Source organism: Rhizobium mongolense subsp. loessense, from assembly GCF_900099775.1.
GTDB classification, from domain to species: domain Bacteria; phylum Pseudomonadota; class Alphaproteobacteria; order Rhizobiales; family Rhizobiaceae; genus Rhizobium; species Rhizobium loessense.
Genome location: NZ_FMTM01000001.1, coordinates 1,077,587 through 1,094,148 on the forward strand (window position 1 = coordinate 1,077,587; position 16,562 = coordinate 1,094,148).

The 16,562-nt window shown below is 60.4% G+C and carries 16 protein-coding genes; 10 read left to right on the forward strand and 6 right to left on the reverse strand.

All coding sequences use genetic code 11. The features are described from left to right. Positions 1-33: 33 nt before the first annotated feature. Genes lptB through lptC form a run of 3 tightly spaced genes read right to left on the reverse strand, consistent with a single transcriptional unit; the run spans position 34 to position 2,147 of the window. Positions 34-822: an LPS export ABC transporter ATP-binding protein gene (gene lptB / locus BLP23_RS05395; RefSeq protein ID WP_092583834.1), complete on the reverse strand. Its 789-nt coding sequence runs from the start codon at positions 820-822 to the stop codon at positions 34-36. Positions 823-861: 39 nt separating this feature from the next. Beyond that, positions 862-1,467 carry an LptA/OstA family protein gene (locus BLP23_RS05400; protein WP_092583835.1) on the reverse strand — a complete coding sequence of 202 codons (606 nt, stop codon included), beginning with the start codon at positions 1,465-1,467 and terminating at the stop codon, positions 862-864. A gap of 14 nt (positions 1,468-1,481) precedes the next feature. Continuing rightward, complete coding sequence (gene lptC, locus BLP23_RS05405; RefSeq protein ID WP_092583836.1) at positions 1,482-2,147, reverse strand: LPS export ABC transporter periplasmic protein LptC; 666 nt, start codon at positions 2,145-2,147, stop codon at positions 1,482-1,484. Between the two features lie 219 nt (positions 2,148-2,366). Between lptC and sppA the strand changes: the two genes are divergently transcribed. From sppA to BLP23_RS05420, 3 genes are all read left to right on the forward strand, one after another. Then, on the forward strand, positions 2,367-3,317 hold the full coding sequence (gene sppA / locus BLP23_RS05410) for a signal peptide peptidase SppA (RefSeq protein WP_092584286.1): 951 nt from the start codon (positions 2,367-2,369) through the stop codon (positions 3,315-3,317). A 29-nt stretch (positions 3,318-3,346) separates the two neighbouring features. Next, positions 3,347-3,646, forward strand: coding sequence for an integration host factor subunit beta (locus BLP23_RS05415; protein ID WP_022713495.1), 300 nt, complete (start codon positions 3,347-3,349; stop codon positions 3,644-3,646). A gap of 111 nt (positions 3,647-3,757) precedes the next feature. After that, positions 3,758-4,090 (forward strand): LapA family protein, encoded by a 333-nt coding sequence (locus tag BLP23_RS05420; protein ID WP_092583837.1) that lies wholly within the window; start codon positions 3,758-3,760, stop codon positions 4,088-4,090. A 7-nt stretch (positions 4,091-4,097) separates the two neighbouring features. On the opposite strand, the gene BLP23_RS05425 is transcribed toward BLP23_RS05420, so the two are convergent. Next, the gene (locus BLP23_RS05425; protein WP_092583838.1) at positions 4,098-4,532 is read right to left on the reverse strand and encodes a GNAT family N-acetyltransferase; all 435 of its coding nucleotides are present in this window, start codon (positions 4,530-4,532) and stop codon (positions 4,098-4,100) included. A gap of 23 nt (positions 4,533-4,555) precedes the next feature. Beyond that, positions 4,556-5,008, reverse strand: a complete 453-nt coding sequence (locus tag BLP23_RS05430; RefSeq protein WP_092583839.1) for an SRPBCC family protein — start codon at positions 5,006-5,008, stop codon at positions 4,556-4,558. A gap of 116 nt (positions 5,009-5,124) precedes the next feature. Here BLP23_RS05430 and BLP23_RS05435 point away from each other — a divergent pair, with 116 nt between their 5' ends. The 5 genes from BLP23_RS05435 to BLP23_RS05455 all read left to right on the forward strand — a co-directional run bounded on the left by BLP23_RS05435 (position 5,125) and on the right by BLP23_RS05455 (position 10,850). Next, positions 5,125-6,222, forward strand: coding sequence for a class I SAM-dependent methyltransferase (locus tag BLP23_RS05435; RefSeq protein ID WP_092583840.1), 1,098 nt, complete (start codon positions 5,125-5,127; stop codon positions 6,220-6,222). Then, on the forward strand, positions 6,219-7,079 hold the full coding sequence (locus tag BLP23_RS05440; RefSeq protein ID WP_092583841.1) for a TrmH family RNA methyltransferase: 861 nt from the start codon (positions 6,219-6,221) through the stop codon (positions 7,077-7,079). The genes BLP23_RS05435 and BLP23_RS05440 overlap by 4 nt, the downstream gene beginning before the upstream one ends. Continuing rightward, on the forward strand, positions 7,076-7,579 hold the full coding sequence (gene lspA, locus BLP23_RS05445; protein ID WP_092583842.1) for a signal peptidase II: 504 nt from the start codon (positions 7,076-7,078) through the stop codon (positions 7,577-7,579). Before BLP23_RS05440 ends, lspA begins: the two co-directional genes overlap by 4 nt. 55 nt (positions 7,580-7,634) lie before the next feature. Next, positions 7,635-9,872: a hybrid sensor histidine kinase/response regulator gene (locus BLP23_RS05450; RefSeq protein WP_092583843.1), complete on the forward strand. Its 2,238-nt coding sequence runs from the start codon at positions 7,635-7,637 to the stop codon at positions 9,870-9,872. 99 nt (positions 9,873-9,971) lie between these two features. Further along, positions 9,972-10,850, forward strand: a complete 879-nt coding sequence (locus BLP23_RS05455) for a l-ornithine N(alpha)-acyltransferase (protein ID WP_208603129.1) — start codon at positions 9,972-9,974, stop codon at positions 10,848-10,850. 209 nt (positions 10,851-11,059) lie between these two features. Here the strand turns inward: BLP23_RS05455 and BLP23_RS05460 are convergent, their stop codons facing one another. Next, the gene (locus tag BLP23_RS05460) at positions 11,060-13,342 is read right to left on the reverse strand and encodes an NADP-dependent malic enzyme (protein ID WP_092583845.1); all 2,283 of its coding nucleotides are present in this window, start codon (positions 13,340-13,342) and stop codon (positions 11,060-11,062) included. Between the two features lie 111 nt (positions 13,343-13,453). On the opposite strand from BLP23_RS05460, the gene mutS reads away from it, so the two are divergent. Both mutS and BLP23_RS05470 read left to right on the forward strand, forming a co-directional pair. Then, entirely contained in the window at positions 13,454-16,180 is a 2,727-nt protein-coding gene (gene mutS / locus BLP23_RS05465) for a DNA mismatch repair protein MutS (RefSeq protein ID WP_092583846.1), read from the forward strand. Between the two features lie 9 nt (positions 16,181-16,189). Further along, positions 16,190-16,465, forward strand: a complete 276-nt coding sequence (locus BLP23_RS05470; RefSeq protein WP_092583847.1) for a hypothetical protein — start codon at positions 16,190-16,192, stop codon at positions 16,463-16,465. The last annotated feature ends 97 nt before the right edge of the window (positions 16,466-16,562 follow it).

Sequence of the window (16,562 nt, forward strand, 5' to 3'; positions counted from 1 at the left end):
CAGGAAGGTGAATTTCCGTCGCCTTCGATCCTATCAAAGGCTGAATTTATCGCCAAGATAGAGCCGGCGTACTTCCGGATTGTTGACGATGTCGTTCGCGCGTCCATGCGTCAGCACTTCGCCGGCATGGATGATATAGGCCCGATCGATGAGGCCAAGCGTCTCGCGCACATTGTGATCGGTGATCAAGACGCCGATGCCGCGCGCCGTCAGATGGTGGACGAGGTTCTGGATGTCTGCGACCGAAATGGGATCGACGCCCGCAAAAGGCTCGTCAAGCAGCATGAAGGTCGGATCGGTTGCGAGCGCGCGCGCGATTTCCAGACGCCGGCGCTCACCGCCCGACAATGCGACCGCCGCCGATTTTCGCAGCTTGGAGATATGGAATTCCTCCAGAAGCTCATCGAGCTTCTTTTCCCGCTCCGCCTTGTCCTTCTCGTGCACTTCGAGCACGGCGCGGATATTCTCTTCGACCGTCAGGCCGCGGAAGATCGAGGCCTCCTGCGGCAGGTAGCCGACGCCGAGGCGCGACCGGCGATACATCGGCATCGTCGTCACGTCATTGCCGTCGATCTCGATTGTGCCTTCGTCCACCGGCACGAGGCCGGTAATCATATAAAAACAGGTCGTCTTGCCGGCACCGTTCGGCCCCAGAAGGCCGACAGCTTCGCCGCGCCTGACGACCAGCGAAACGCCGTTGACGACACGCCGCGTGCTATAGGTCTTCGTCAGGCCGCGCGCAATCAGCGTGCCGTGGTAACGGCTTTTGTCTCCGCCGGCGGCAGAGCCCGCGGCAGATTGCGGCCCGGCCCGGCCGAACATGGTTGAAAGCGAGAATAATTTCACGTCGGGCGGCCGGTCTCAGTTCTTTTTCTGGGATTTCGGATCGAGCTGAATTTGGACGCGCCCCCCGCAGCTATCCAATTGCGCCTGCCCGGTCTGCATATGAACCGTGAGCTGGCAGCCCGTGAAGACGTTCGGCCCATCCGAAAGCACAACCTTTTCACCCTTCAGGACGAAGAGCTGTTGGGCCATGTCGAAGGAGCCGTTGTCGGCGGTCGCCGTCTGCGTGCCTGAACTCAGGAAAACCTTATCGGTGACGATGATACGGTCGATGTCGGCATTGCCGGATGAGATGGACGCCGCTCCGGCGTCGGCCTTTGCGCCGTTTGGTTGGGCGTCGCTGCCCTGTGCCTTGTAAAAGACCGTCATATGACCGGCCTGCAGGGTCGTCTTCCCCTGAACGACCTTCACATTGCCGGTGAAGTCTGCCTTGTGCTCCTGATCGTGAATCTCGAGCTTGTCGCTTTCGATCTGGATCGGTTGATTGCTGTCGAGCTTCAGGCCATCCATCTGGCTGGTCGTCGCCTGCGCAAAGGCCGCCCCTGCCATCAGTAAAAGTCCCAGGGCGCTGGCGCCAAGTGTTACGCCAGACTTACGAAGTGAAAAGTGACAATCTTTTGTCATGAGTGACCCGGCTGTTAGGTGCCCTGTTTACGGATGACGGATGGATCGACATTCATGCGAACATTCCCCTCGAATGTGATCACGCGCCCCTTATCCGTCATCTTGAGCGACTGCGCAACAATCGAAGCGCCGTCTTTTTGAATCTCGATAGGATCATCTGTCGTCATCTTGCCGCCCTTGATGTCGAGCTTGGCAGATTGAAATTTCGCCGTCAGACCGTTGCTCAGCAAAATCGTGAATGGGTCCCTCAGCGCAAGATTGTCCGTCGATCGGTCATAGTCGGCCGTGACAGCCTCAACGCGGGCGATCAGATCGTCGTTGACCGGCACCGCAGCCTTGATCGTTTCGAGCGTGATAAGGTTCGGGTTCTTGATGTCTTGCAGCGCGCGCTCGGCAAGCATCGAATAGTTGATGCCGTCGGCATTGCGCCCGGCGATCGCCGGCTTTTCCATGACGATCTTGCCGTTTTCGATCTTAGCGCCCTCGATCTTGAGATTCTCGGGCAGGTAAGCCCGGATCATCGAGACTGCAATGAAGGCAAGCGAAATGATGACGGCAGCGACTGGCAGCAATATCTTCAGGCGGCGGACACGTGCAGAATGGAAGAGCGCAGCCGCATAGGCGCTCCTTGCAGGCCTGGCAAAGGCAGGCTTCCCGCTGCTGTTTAATGTGTTGAGCATTAACATGTCCGTGTCTGTTGATCGGGAACCCTATATAGGAACTACATCCACCGATCACAGATCGTTTCGCATTATTACACTAGCTTGCCAATATGGATTTTTTTCTGCAACTAGCAAATAAGGCACGAAACCGAGGTAAAGCGGCATTTCCGAAGAAGGAATGCTGCCTTATCTGATGCCATGTTGCATGAAGCCGGCGCGCCGGCTCTGGAGGACCTTATGGACAGTTCGACGATCGCGGATCGCCGCAGGCTTCGCCGCAAACTCGGCTTCTGGCGTATTGCAGCGGTGGTGCTCTTGGTCGCGCTCGGCTTTGCTCTTTACCAATTCGTCGCAGGCGACATCGCCACGCAGCGGCCGCATATCGCCCATGTGACGATTTCCGGCCTCATAACCGACGACGACGAGTTGCTCGAGAGGCTCAAGAAGATCGAAGAAAACGACCGAGTCAAAGGCGTCATCGTCTCTATTTCTTCGCCGGGCGGCACGACCTATGGCGGCGAAAAAATATTCAAAGCGATCCGGGCGATTGCGGCGAAGAAGCCGGTTGCCTCCGATATCCGAACCCTTGCCGCTTCCGCAGGCTATATGGTCGCTGCCGCTGGCGATACGATTATTGCCGGAGAAAGCTCGCTCACCGGTTCGATCGGCGTGATCTTTCAGTATCCGCAGATCCAACCGCTGCTCGACAAGCTCGGCGTCTCGCTGCAAGAGATCAAGTCGTCGCCGCTAAAGGCAGAGCCATCGCCTTTCCATGCTGCCAGCGAAGAAGCGAAAACCATGATCAACAATATGGTCATGGACAGCTACGCCTGGTTCGTCGACTTGGTCGTCGACCGCCGCAAGCTGCCGCGCGAGGAGGTGCTGAAGCTCGCCGACGGCACTATTTTCACCGGTCGCCAAGCGGCGAAGGTCAAGCTCATCGACCGGGTCGGCGGCGACCCGGAAATCCGGGATTATCTCGCTGGGAGGGACGTCGGCAAGGATCTTCCGGTCGTGGATTGGGACAGGAAGAGCAATACGCCTTTTCTGCTCGCGGGGGCTGTTTCGAAGCTCGCAGTTCTGTTCGGCTATGGCGATCTCGTGAAGAGCCAGGACATTGAGGGCATTCTGCCACAAAAGTTGCTCCTTGACGGGCTCGTTTCAGTTTGGCAGGTTGGCCGCGATTGATAAGAAATCAATAATTTAAGGGGGCGACCGTGATCAAGTCGGAATTGGTGCAGATCGTTGCCGCGCGCAACCCGCATCTTTATCACCGGGATGTCGAGAATATCGTCAACGCGGTTCTCGACGAGATCACCGATGCGCTCGCAGCGGGCAACCGCGTCGAGCTTCGCGGCTTCGGTGCATTTTCCGTCAAGAATCGCCCTTCGCGCTCCGGCCGCAATCCGCGCACCGGCGACACCGTCTTCGTCGAGGAGAAGTGGGTGCCCTTCTTCAAGACCGGCAAGGAGTTGCGCGAACGGCTGAACCCCGGCCAGGCCGATCACGAAGATTGAGCTTCATCGAGACTGCGTCGAAATCGCGCTTGAACCTCGCGCGCACCTTTCTATTGTGCTGAGCAGTCATGCGCCGTATCGAGGCGGCGCAACCACGCGCGGAGGCCACGGATGGCGAAGAAGATCATTAACCTTTTGATTTTGTTGCCGCTCGGCATCATTCTCATCACCTTCTGCGTTGCCAACCGGCAGAGCGTGACGCTGGCATTCAACCCCTTCCGGCCCGAAGATCAGGTTCTCGCGCTTTCTGCGCCGTTCTTCGTTTTCATCTTCATCGCGCTGATTATCGGCATGCTGATCGGATCGGCTGCCACATGGCTCACGCAGGGCAAACACCGCAAGCGCGCGAAAATCGAGGCGAAAGAGGCCGTTCGCTGGCACAGCGAGGCGGACCGGCACAAGACCCGCGCCGAAGAGATTGCTAGTCAATTGCCTTCCCGCTGATCGACCGTCAGGCAGGGATAAAGCTCAGTTCCTCGTAGTCGCCTTCAGCCGACGTGCCGCCGCCAGTGACCACGAAACCGCGGCCGGCATAGAATGTCTTGGCGTTTCTGTTGTTGATCAGGCACTTCAACCGGTATTTACGGCGCGGCCACTCCGGCAGAGCCGTCAGCAGCGCGGTACCAACGCCCCTGCCCTGCCATTCCTTGCGGATGTAGAGCATGTGGATGAAATCATCCGCGGCCCACAGCGTCATGAAGCCGGCAATCTCGCCATCAGGTGCTTCGGCAACCCAGACAATTTCACCCTGCGAATGGGCGAGGAAATCCTCATGGCTAAACTTGCCGGGATCGACCCAGGTGAAGGTCTGTCTGCGCTCGTTGAGATAGATGTCGCCGAGCTGCCCATTGTCCGAAGGGCGGGAATTTCTAACGGTGTAATTCATGGATGCGATTTAGCCAACAGCCACTATTCCGCGGCCTTTTCGCTGACGACAGCATTGAAATCTGCAAAGAATTGCTGCGCAAGCTTTTGCGATGTCGAATTCACCAGCCGCGCTCCAAGCTGGGCAAGCTTGCCGCCGACCTGTGCCTTTGCCGCATATTGCAGCACTGTCTCCGCACCTTCCGCCCTCAAGGTGACGTCGGCCCCGCCCTTGGCAAAGCCTGCAACTCCGCCCTTGCCCTCACCCGAAATCGTGTAGCTTTCCGGCGCGTTGACATTCGTCAGAGTCACCTCGCCGTTGAAGGTCGCCGAGACCGGTCCGATCTTGACCTTGACGACCGCCGCAAGCTCGGTTGGCGATCTCATCTCGAGGCTTTGACAGCCGGGGATGCATCGCTTCAAGACTTCTGGATCGTTCAAGGCTACCCACACCGCATCGCGCGACGCATTGATGCGTTCCTCGCCGGTCATGTCCATATCGAAATCCTCCCGTTTCAATTCTCTAAACTTATCACAGCGGGAAAGCACTTTGCCAAGGTGACTGGGGATGCTATTTGCACGGGCTCTATCAAACTTGAGACGCGGAAATCACGTTGAGACAGAAAGAGCGCCGGCCGGGCCATAAGGCGCAACCTGCCGGCTCCCCCGGCAATCGCCGCAATGACGAACGCTCGAGCCACCCGCCAAAAGCGGTCAAACCTGTGGCCGCGCGGGAGACCGTGCGAGAGGCGGCCGCGCCTGGTGCAAGCGAGCGGCCGCTAAAGGACCGCACGGGCAACCGTCCTCACGAGCGCGTTCCTGTCATTCTGGAATCCCTCGGCGCAGGCGACTTTCACCTCATCGACAGCGGCACCGGCCTGAAGCTCGAGCAATATGGCCCCTATCGCATCGTCCGCCCCGAGGGTCAGGCGCTCTGGCAGCCGTCGCTGGCATCGCATGTGTGGGAAAAGGTCGATGCGATCTTTACCGGCGATACGGACGAGGAAGGCACCGGCCGCTGGCGCTTTCCGAAGGAAGCGCTCGGCGAGACCTGGCCGCTGCATCTTCTGGGCGTCGACTTTTATGGGCGCTTTACCTCCTTCCGCCATGTCGGCGTGTTTCCGGAACAGATCGTCCACTGGAGCTGGATGAAAGAGCAGGTCGAGGCCGCCGGCCGACCGCTGAAAGTCCTAAATCTTTTCGGCTATACAGGCGTCGCGTCGTTGGTCGCGGCGGCCGCCGGTGCGGAAGTCACCCATGTCGACGCCTCCAAGAAGGCGATCAGTTGGGCCCGTGAAAATCAGGCGCTCGGCCGCTTGGAGAAACTGCCGATCCGCTGGATCTGCGAAGACGCGATGAAGTTCATCCTCCGTGAGGAGCGCCGCGGCAATACATATGACATCATCCTTACCGATCCGCCGAAATTCGGCCGTGGCCCGAACGGCGAAGTCTGGCATCTCTTCGAACACCTGCCATTGATGCTCGATGTCTGCCGCGAGATCCTGTCGCCTCAGGCGCTTGGCCTGGTGCTGACCGCCTATTCGATCCGTGCCAGCTTCTATTCGATCCACGAATTGATGCGCGAGACGATGCGCGGCGCAGGCGGCGTGGTCGAATCCGGCGAGCTCGTGATCCGCGAGGCGGGCCTTGACGGCAAGACGCGGGGCCGCGCGCTATCAACCTCCCTCTTCTCCCGCTGGGTGCCGAAATGAGCCATGAACATCGGGGCCATGGCCCTCACAAGGTCGGACATGTGAAAGAGGTGACCTCGCTCGCCAATCCGATTATCAAGGACATCAAGGCGCTGACCAACAAGAAGTCGCGCGAGGAGAGCGGCACCTTCATGGCCGAGGGCCTGAAGCTGGTCATCGACGCGATCGAGCTCGGCTGGGCGATCCGCACTCTGGTCTATGCCAAGGCGGCCAAGGGCAAGCCGCTGGTCGAGCAGATGGCGGCGAAAACCGTAGCCTCCGGTGGCCTCGTCCTCGAAGTCAGCGAGAAGATCATTTCCTCGATCACGCGGCGTGACAATCCGCAGATGGTGGTCGGTATTTTCGAGAGCCGCTGGAAGCCGCTGAAGGACATCCGTCCAAAGGACGGGGAGACCTGGATCGCGCTCGATCGCGTACGCGATCCCGGCAATCTCGGCACAATCATCCGCACGGCGGATGCCGCAGGCGCCGCCGGCGTCATCCTCGTCGGCGAAACGACCGACCCCTTCTCCCTTGAAACGGTGCGCGCCACGATGGGCTCCGTCTTCGCCGTGCCCATATCGAAGGCGACGCCAGAGGAATTCATCGGCTGGAAGAAATCGGCCGGCGTGGCTGTCGTCGCCACGCACCTTGCAGGTTCGGTCGATTACCGCACGATCGATTACAAGAAGAAGCCGGTCGTTCTCCTCATGGGCAACGAGCAGTCCGGCCTGCCCGACCAGTTGGCTAAGGAAGCCGACGCGCTTGCACGCATCCCGCAGCAGGGTCGCGCGGACTCCCTCAATCTCGCCGTTGCAAGTGCCGTGATGCTTTTCGAAGCGCGGCGCCATCTCCTTTCGCTTTGCGAGGGCAAATGACCGAAACGACGCTTAACCGTCCGGCGCTCCTGTCGCGCCCGCTGCCGATCCTCATCTTCATTCTCGTCGCGGTCGCTATCGACCAGATCGTCAAGATTGCAGTCGATCGCTATCTGCCATTGCAGGAAGCCGTGCCGATGATCCCGATGCTGGCGCTCTACCGCACTTACAATCTCGGCGTCGCCTTTTCGATGCTGTCGGGCATGGACGGTTGGTTCATCGTCGGCATGCGGATCGTCATCGTGGCCTTCGTCATCTGGCTCTGGCATCGCACCTCGAAGGACCGCTGGATTGCGCATAGCGGATTTGCGCTCATCATTGCCGGTGCGCTCGGCAATCTGATCGACCGTTTCCTCTACGGCCACGTCATCGACTACATTCTCTTCCACACCGAAAGCTGGTCCTTCGCCGTCTTCAATCTCGCCGACAGCTTCATCACGGTGGGCGCCGGTTGCGTCATTCTCGACGAGCTTTTGCAGCCGAAAAAGACGGAAAGCTAAAATCTTACGCTTTTCCTGAAGGCATTCGGAACGGCGCATATGTTAGCCAGCAATTATGCACAGTCTGGCTCAATTGCAGGAACGTCTCGCCGCCGCATTCGGCGCGGCCGCCAAGCCGCATGATCCGCGGCCGGCGGACGATGTTGTGCCGCCGGCGCCGGCAGCTCCCAAGCAAAAGCATCCGCTGCGTACCCTGCTCTTTTCCTGGCTCGGCGGCCTTGGCCTTTTTGCTGCGATCGCACTCCTTGCACTCGGGCAAGCGGGCGGAGCTTGGTTATTTTCCGCCGGCCTTGCAATCCTTGCCGTAGCACTTCCAGCTTTTGTATTGCTGATGAAGCTGCGTCAGCGGACCGGCAACCAGCCGCACGCAAGCGATGCCGCACAACTTTTCGCCAATGTTCATGACGCCCTCGGCGACATAACCGTTACCCGTACCATTGACCGGCGGATCATCGGCGCCAATGCCACCTTCCGCCGCCTGACGGGCCGAGTGAAGCCGGAGGGACAGACTTGCGAACAACTCGGCATTGCCTTCCGTCCTGGCGCCGAGCCGTATCGCTTCGATGTCGAGATCTCGACGCCGGAAGGCCAACGCATCTTCGCCTGGCATGACATCGTCACCCGCGATCCGTCCAATGGCCGTCTGCTCGTCCAGAGCGTCGCCCGTGACGTGACCGCCGAGCGCCTTTCAGCGCAGGCGCGCGAGGAGGCGCGCCAAAAGGCCGAGTACAACAGTGCGGCGAAATCCCGCTTGCTTGCGACCGTCAGCCATGAAATCCGAACGCCACTATCCGGCATTCTCGGGATGACTCATCTGCTCAGCCAGGCGCAGATGACCCAGGAGCAGCAGAACTATATCGACGGCATCCGCCAGTCAGGCCATGCCCTCGCCCAACTCGTCGAAGACCTCCTCGATTTCTCTACAATCGAAGTCGGCCGCTTCCAGCTTCGTCCGCGCACCGAATCGCTGCGCCAACTGCTGGAAAGCGTCGTCGAAATGCTGGCACACCGGGCACACGAAAAGGGCATCGAGATCGGTGCGACGGTCTCTTCCGACGTGCCGGAATTCATGAGTTTCGATCCGGCGCGGCTGCGCCAGGTACTTTTCAACGTCATCGGCAATGCGGTGAAGTTCACCCAGGTGGGCGGCGTCTTCATCCGCGTATCCTTGCGCGACGACGACCTCATGATAACGGTGACGGACACCGGCCCAGGGATGACAGCGGAGGAGCATGCCCGAATCTTCGGCGAATTCGAGCAGGGAGGAACCATGACGGAAAAGAGCGGCGGCACCGGGCTCGGGCTCACCATCTCCGCCCGCATCATGCGCGAATTCGGCGGATCGCTGACGGTCGCCAGCGAAAAGGGCAAGGGCAGCGAATTCACGATCCACTTTCCTGTAAACATTCCTCTAGAGGCTCGCGGCAGCCGCAAATCGCTGCTTGCCGGCAATATCGTCGTGCTTCTTGCGCCGGTCGGTGCAGCCCGTGCCGCAATCGCCGAGACCATCGTCGCTCTCGGCGGCGATTGCCATCTGGTAGCCGACGGCGAAAAAGCCCGGGAGACGCTTCTCTACATTGCCGGCATCGACCATCGCCCGACGGATATCATCGTCGATCATCGCATGTCCGCGGAGTTTACAGAGCACCTTGCCGACCGCGTTGAGATTGCCGCGCTTGGCCTGCGCAAGACCCTTCTCGTCAATCCGGAAGAGCGTAACGCCCATCCACTCGATCTCTTCGATGCCTGGCTTATTCGGCCTCTTCGCGAACAGTCGCTGATCGACGTGCTTCGCGGACGCATGCGCGGCATGGAAAAGCGCGATGCGCTGAACGACAACCAGCCCGGCTTTACCGCCGCCATTCCCGAAGCGAATATGCCAGGCGGGATGAATATCCTTCTCGGAGAAGACGACCCGATCAACGCGATGCTTGTCCGCGCCGTGCTGGAGAAGGGCGGACATAAGGTTCACCATGTCGAAGACTTCGAGACGTTGCTGGATTGCGCACTTGCCGAAGGCAGCATGCGCCCCGACATCATCATCAGCGATCTCACGATGCCGGGCGGCGAAGGTGTTGAAATGATTGGCCGGCTGCGCGGTCACGAACGGCGGCTGCAGGTCGTTCCGGTACCGGTCATCGTTCTGACCGCCGACAAACGCGACGAGTCGCGCCGCCAGGTCCTGCTTGCCGGTGCAAACCGCGTGATGCTGAAACCTGTCGACCCAATCCGGCTACTGACGGAAGTCCATGCCGTCGCAGCTCTTTCTGCCCGCCGAGCCGAAGCGCTCTGAGCAGAGTGACATAAGCGTCGTTTTTCCGTAAAGTCCATGTCACTTTCCTGTCGTACAGAAGTGTTTTATGACACGCCATGAGCCGGCAACGGGAGAATCATCATGTCCATCGACATCCTTAATCGCGACACAACGCCGGAGGTTTCCCGGCCTGCAGCGGCCGTCGCGCCGAAGGAAGGCGACGTCTTGGGCCGCATCGGCAACCTGGAGACCCGCCTTGCCCGCACTGCTCGCGAGATCGATGCTGCCCAGCATGTGCGCTACCGCGTTTTCGTTCAGGAAATGCAGGCGCAGCTTCCGCCAGAGGCCATGCGCCGCGAACGCGACTTCGACGCCTACGATGCATTCTGCGATCACCTTCTCGTCCTCGACCGCTCGATCGAAGGTGATAGCGAAGACCAGATCGTCGGAACCTACCGCCTGCTGCGCCAGGACGTGGCGATGGCAAATGGCGGTTTTTACTCGGCCTCCGAATTCGCGATCGGCGAGCTTCTCGCGCGTCATCCAGACAAGCGCTTCATGGAGCTCGGCCGCTCCTGCGTGCTGCCGGAATACCGCACGAAGCGTACGGTCGAACTGCTCTGGCAGGGCAATTGGGCCTATGCGTTGAAGCACGGCATGAGCGCCATGTTCGGCTGTGCCTCCTTCCCAGGCGTGCATCCGGAGAGCCATGCTCTGGCACTTTCCTTCCTGCACCACACGGTCCGTGCCAAGGGCGAATGGGCGGTCGGCGCTCTGCCGGGCCAAGCCCGCAGCATGGATCTGATGCCGCCGGAGGCCGTCAACCCGAAGAAGGCGCTCATGGCCCTTCCGCCGCTGATCAAAGGCTACCTTCGCCTCGGCGCCATGGTCGGTTCAACCGCGGTGGTGGACCATGCGTTCAACACGACGGACGTGCTGATCGTGCTGCCGATCGCAAGCATTTCGGATCGCTATTTGAATTACTACGGCGCTGACGCCGGCCGTTTCGCGAGCTGATTTTCCAGAAGATCGAGCTAGCGAGCACGCGCTATCTCTGATGTCTGCAGTGCCGCCGCCTCATCCGACCCTCGGGGCCTTCTCGGGGAAGATTGGGCCGCATCCGCACGACGAGATAAATTCAAGAGAACTCACAAGCAGCGTCGCCAGTCCCTTCTCCCCAGCGGGGAGAAGGTGCCGGCAGGGATGAAGGGGCTCGCGCCTGACTGCTACCCCGCAGAATAAGCCGCAATCGCCGCCATGTTGACGATGTCGGAGTCCTTGGCGCCCATCGAGGTGATCTGAACGGCTTTGTCGAGGCCGACAAGGATCGGGCCGATGACCGTCGAGCCGCCGAGTTCCTGCAGCATCTTCGTCGAGATCGAAGCGGAGTGGAAAGCCGGCATGACCAGCACGTTGGCGGGAGCCGACAAGCGGCAGAACGGGTACTGCTCCATCACCTTTCGGTTCAGCGCCACGTCGGCTGCCATTTCGCCATCATACTCGAAATCGACGCGGCGCTTGTCGAGGATCTTCACCGCTTCGCGCACGCGCTCGGAACGTTCGCCCGAAGGATGACCGAAAGTGGAATAGGCGAGCAGCGCAACGCGCGGCTGATAGCCCATGCGCCGCGCAAGGCCTGCCGCTTCTTCGGCGATATCGGCCAGCTCCTCGGCGGTAGGCATATCGTGAACCGCGGTATCGGCGACAAAGACCGCGCGGCCGCGGACAATCACCAGCGACACGCCGATGACACGGTGGCCCGGCTTCTCGTCGATGCAGCGCCGCACGTCCTCCAGCGCCGTCGAATAATTGCGCGTGATACCGGTCACCATGCCATCGGCATCGCCAAGCGCCACCATCGTCGCGGCGAAATGATTACGATCGTTGTGGATCAGGCGCTGTGCATCGCGGTGCAGATAGCCTTTCCGCTGCAGCCGGGCATAGAGGTAGTCGGTGTAAGCCTCAATGCGGGTCGAGATGCGTGCATTGACGATCTCAAGGCCCGGCCGGTTGAGATCGATCCCTGCCCGCTCCGCCGTCACCCTGATCAGATCTTCGCGGCCGAGAAGGATTGCCGTGCCGAGCTGCTGGTTGGCGTAGGACATCGCCGCGCGCATGACCTGCTCTTCTTCCGCCTCGGCAAAAACCATCCGTTTCGGACGGCGGCGAACCCGCTCGTAGAGGCTCGCAAGCGTCGAAGCGATCGGATCACGCCTTGCCGACAGCTCGCGGCGATAGCCGTCCATGTCGGTGATCACCTTGCGGGCAACGCCAGTTTCGATCGCAGCCTGCGCCACGGCGGCCGGAATTGCCGAAATGAGGCGCGGATCGAAGGGCACCGGAATGATATATTGCGCACCAAAGCGCGGACGGTTGCCCTGATAAGCGGCAACGACGTCATCGGGTACATCCTCGCGGGCCAGATTGGCAAGCGCCTTGACGGCGGCGATTTTCATCGCATCGTTGATCGTGGTTGCCCGCACGTCGAGCGCGCCGCGGAAGATATAGGGAAAGCCGAGAACGTTGTTCACCTGGTTCGGGTAGTCCGATCGCCCTGTCGCCATAATGGCGTCATCGCGGATGCGCGCGACTTCCTCCGGCGTGATTTCCGGATCGGGGTTTGCCATCGCAAAGATGATCGGCCGGTCGGCCATCGAACGGATCATCTCCTCCGAAAAGGCACCCTTCTGCGATAGACCGAACACGACGTCGGCACCCTTCATCGCATCTGCCAGCGTGCGGGCCTTTGTCTTTACCGCATGTGCCGATTTCCACTGGTTCATGCCCTCGGTGCGGCCCTGATAGATTACGCCCTTGGTGTCGACAAGGGTGATGTTGTCAGGCGCAAAACCCATCGACTTGATGAGCTCGACACAGGCGATTGCGGCAGCTCCTGCGCCGTTGCAAACGAGTTTCGTCGTCTTCAGGTCACGTCCCGTCAGCTCCAAGGCATTGATGAGGCCGGCCGTTGCGATAATCGCCGTGCCGTGCTGGTCGTCGTGAAAGACCGGAATATCCATCAGCTCTCGCAGGCGCTGCTCGATGATGAAGCAGTCTGGCGCTTTGATGTCCTCCAGATTGATGCCGCCGAAAGACGGGCCAAGGAAACGCACACAGTTGATGAACTCGTCGACATTTTCCGTGTCGACCTCGAGGTCGATCGAATCGACATCGGCAAAGCGTTTGAAAAGGACGGATTTGCCTTCCATCACCGGCTTGGATGCCAAGGCGCCGAGATTGCCGAGGCCTAAAATTGCTGTGCCGTTGGAAATGACGGCAACCATATTGCCGCGTGTTGTGTAGTCGTAGGCAGTGCCCGGATCGGCGGCGATCGCCTTTACCGGCACCGCGACTCCCGGCGAATAGGCCAGCGACAGATCGCGCTGCGTCGCCATCGGTTTCGTCGGGTTGATTTCCAGCTTCCCTGGCCGCCCCATTGCATGAAACTCGAGCGCTTCATTGTCGGTAACGGACGTCACCGGTTGCGGCTTCTTTTCGATATCGGGCATTCTTCCTCCAACGTCCTGTGGGTGACGCCTTGCTCTTCCTCAATGGCGGTTGTCATCTATAGCGGCGGGCGGCTAGGGTTGGCACCTGTTTTTTTGGAAAATTGCACCTCCGTGAACCAACGAATAGACGCCAGGAACGAAGCCTTTTCGGCTGCCGAGCTATCCACGGAGGAAAGCCGTGCCTCGGCCACGCCGATGATGGAGCAATTCATCGAGATCAAGGCGAACAATCCCGACTCGCTGCTCTTCTATCGAATGGGCGATTTCTACGAATTGTTCTTCGAAGACGCCCTGGAAGCTTCGCGTGCGCTCGGCATTACGCTCACCAAGCGCGGTCAGCACATGGGGCAAGATATCCCGATGTGCGGCGTTCCCGTGCATGCCGCAGACGATTACCTGCAGAAGCTGATTGGACTGGGGTTCCGTGTCGCTGTCTGCGAACAGGTGGAAGACCCGGCGGAGGCGAGGAAGCGGGGCTCGAAATCCGTCGTCAAACGCGACGTCATCCGCCTTGTCACGCCGGGAACCATCACCGAAGAAAAGCTGCTATCACCCTCTGAATCGAACTATCTGATGGCGCTTACCCGGATTCGAGGCGCGTCCGAACCGCTGATGGCGCTCGCCTGGATCGATATCTCTACCGGCGTTTTCCGGCTGGCCGAAACTGAGGCATCACGGCTGCTTGCCGATATTTTGCGCATCGATCCCCGCGAACTGATCCTGCCGGATACGATGTTTCACGATCCCGAGCTGAAGCCGGTCTTCGACGTGCTCGGCCGCACTGCCGTGCCGCAGCCCTCCGTGCTTTTCGACAGTGCAACAGCAGAAAACCGCATCGCGCGCTATTTCGGCGTTTCGACGCTCGACGGCTTCGGCACTTTCTCCCGCGCCGAGCTTGCGGCGGCGGCGGCGGCCGTTGCCTATGTCGAGAAGACACAGATCGCCGAACGCCCGCCGCTTGGCAAACCGGAGCGCGAAAGCGGCGCCTCGACGCTCTTCATAGATCCCGCGACCCGCGCCAATCTGGAGCTTGCCCGCACGCTGTCCGGCGAGCGCAACGGCTCCCTGCTCAAAGCAATCGACCGGACGGTCACCGGTGGAGGAGCCCGCCTTCTCGCAGAACGGCTGATGTCACCGCTGACCGATCCTGCCTGCATCAACGAGCGGCTGGATTCGATCGGCTTCCTCATCGAGGAGCCTAGGCTTTGCGGCGATCTGCGCGACGCGCTGAAGCACGTGCCGGACATGCCACGCGCACTCTCCCGCCTTGCGCTCGACCGCGGTGGCCCGCGCGATCTCTGGGCGATCCGGCAAGGACTTGGCGCAGCTTCCGGTCTTGCAAAGCTGCTCGGCAATGCGCTTTTGCCCGAAGAACTCAATGCGGCCCTTTCCGGGTTGCAAGCCTTACCTGCAGCTCTTCAATCACTGCTTGCGGAATTGCTCGCCGACGAACTGCCGCTGTTGAAGCGAGACGGCGGTTTCCTGCGGGACGGTGCCAATGCCGATCTTGATGAAGTGCGGGCGCTTCGCGATCAGTCGCGCCGGGTGATCGCCGGATTGCAGCTCCAATATGCCGACGAAACCGGCATCAAGTCTCTGAAGATCAAGCACAACAATATCCTCGGCTATTTCATCGAAGTGACGGCCGGCAATGCCGGGCCGATGACGGATGCGCCGGAGGCCAAGGCCCGCTTCATCCATCGCCAGACGATGGCAAATGCCATGCGCTTTACGACGACCGAGCTTGCCGACCTGGAAAGCCGGATCGCAAACGCGGCGGACCGCGCGTTGCAGATCGAGCTCGAAGCCTTCGACCGGATGACGGCCGCCGTCGTCGCTGAAGCCGAGGCGATCAAGGCCGGCGCCCGCGCGCTTGCCATCATCGACGTTGCTGCCGGCCTGGCACTTTTGGCGGAGGAACAGGCCTATTGCCGCCCGCTCGTCGATGCCTCGAAAATGTTTACAATCGAAGGCGGGCGCCATCCGGTTGTCGAACAGGCTCTGCGGCGTCAGTCCTCCGGTCCTTTCGTTGCCAATAATTGCGATCTCTCGCCTGTCGCGGACGGCAAAGACGGGGCGATCTGGCTGCTGACCGGTCCGAATATGGGCGGTAAGTCGACATTCCTGCGCCAGAACGCGTTGATCGCTATCCTGGCGCAGATGGGCTCCTTCGTGCCCGCGACCTCCGCTCACATCGGCATCGTCGACCGCCTCTTCTCCCGCGTCGGCGCCTCGGACGACCTGGCGCGGGGCCGCTCGACCTTCATGGTCGAGATGGTCGAGACAGCCGCGATCCTCAACCAGGCGACCGACCGCTCTCTCGTCATCCTCGATGAGATCGGCCGCGGTACTGCGACCTTCGACGGCCTGTCGATTGCCTGGGCGGCCGTGGAACATCTGCATGAGGCAAACCGATGCCGCGGTCTCTTCGCCACGCATTTCCACGAACTGACGGTGCTGTCGGAAAAACTTGCGCGGCTATCGAACGCTACCATGCGCGTCAAGGAATGGGACGGCGACGTCATTTTCCTGCATGAAGTGGGACCGGGCGCGGCCGACCGTTCGTATGGCATCCAGGTGGCCAGGCTCGCCGGTCTGCCAGCGTCTGTCGTCGCGCGCGCCCGCGACGTGCTGACGCGGTTGGAAGATGCCGACCGCAAGAACCCGGCAAGCCAACTGATCGACGATCTACCGCTGTTCCAAGTCGCCGTACGGCGCGAGGATGTCAATCGCGGGCCGTCCAAGATCGAGGAAGCGTTGAAGGCAATGAGCCTCGACGACATGACGCCGCGCGAGGCGCTTGAGGCACTTTACGGTCTCAAGAAGCAGCTGAAGTAGGACGCGGTCATGTTCATGCGCAGCCTTATCCGTGAAACACAGCGCCTCGCCGATATGTTCACCGTGCTCGAAGCGCTGCGGAACGCCGACGAGCACGGCAATCCGCGCAGCTGGAATTCGCCGGTCGGCCTGCTCGAAATCACTCAATCCTGCGCCATCATCTGCGACCTTGCGGCGGCCATTGCCAAAGCGGGCTACCGCGAATGCGACAGGCCGACGCTGGAGGAGATTACCAGCGAGGCACGCAAGGTCCTTTATTCGGTGAATATGCAAGGCGCGGCTTGAAGCTGTTCCTCTTCGCCTCCGCAAGTGGAAGGCAATCACCTTTTCGCCAAAATTAAGGGTTCTTGCAGTATGAAGACCCGTGTCAAACGCGGGGTAA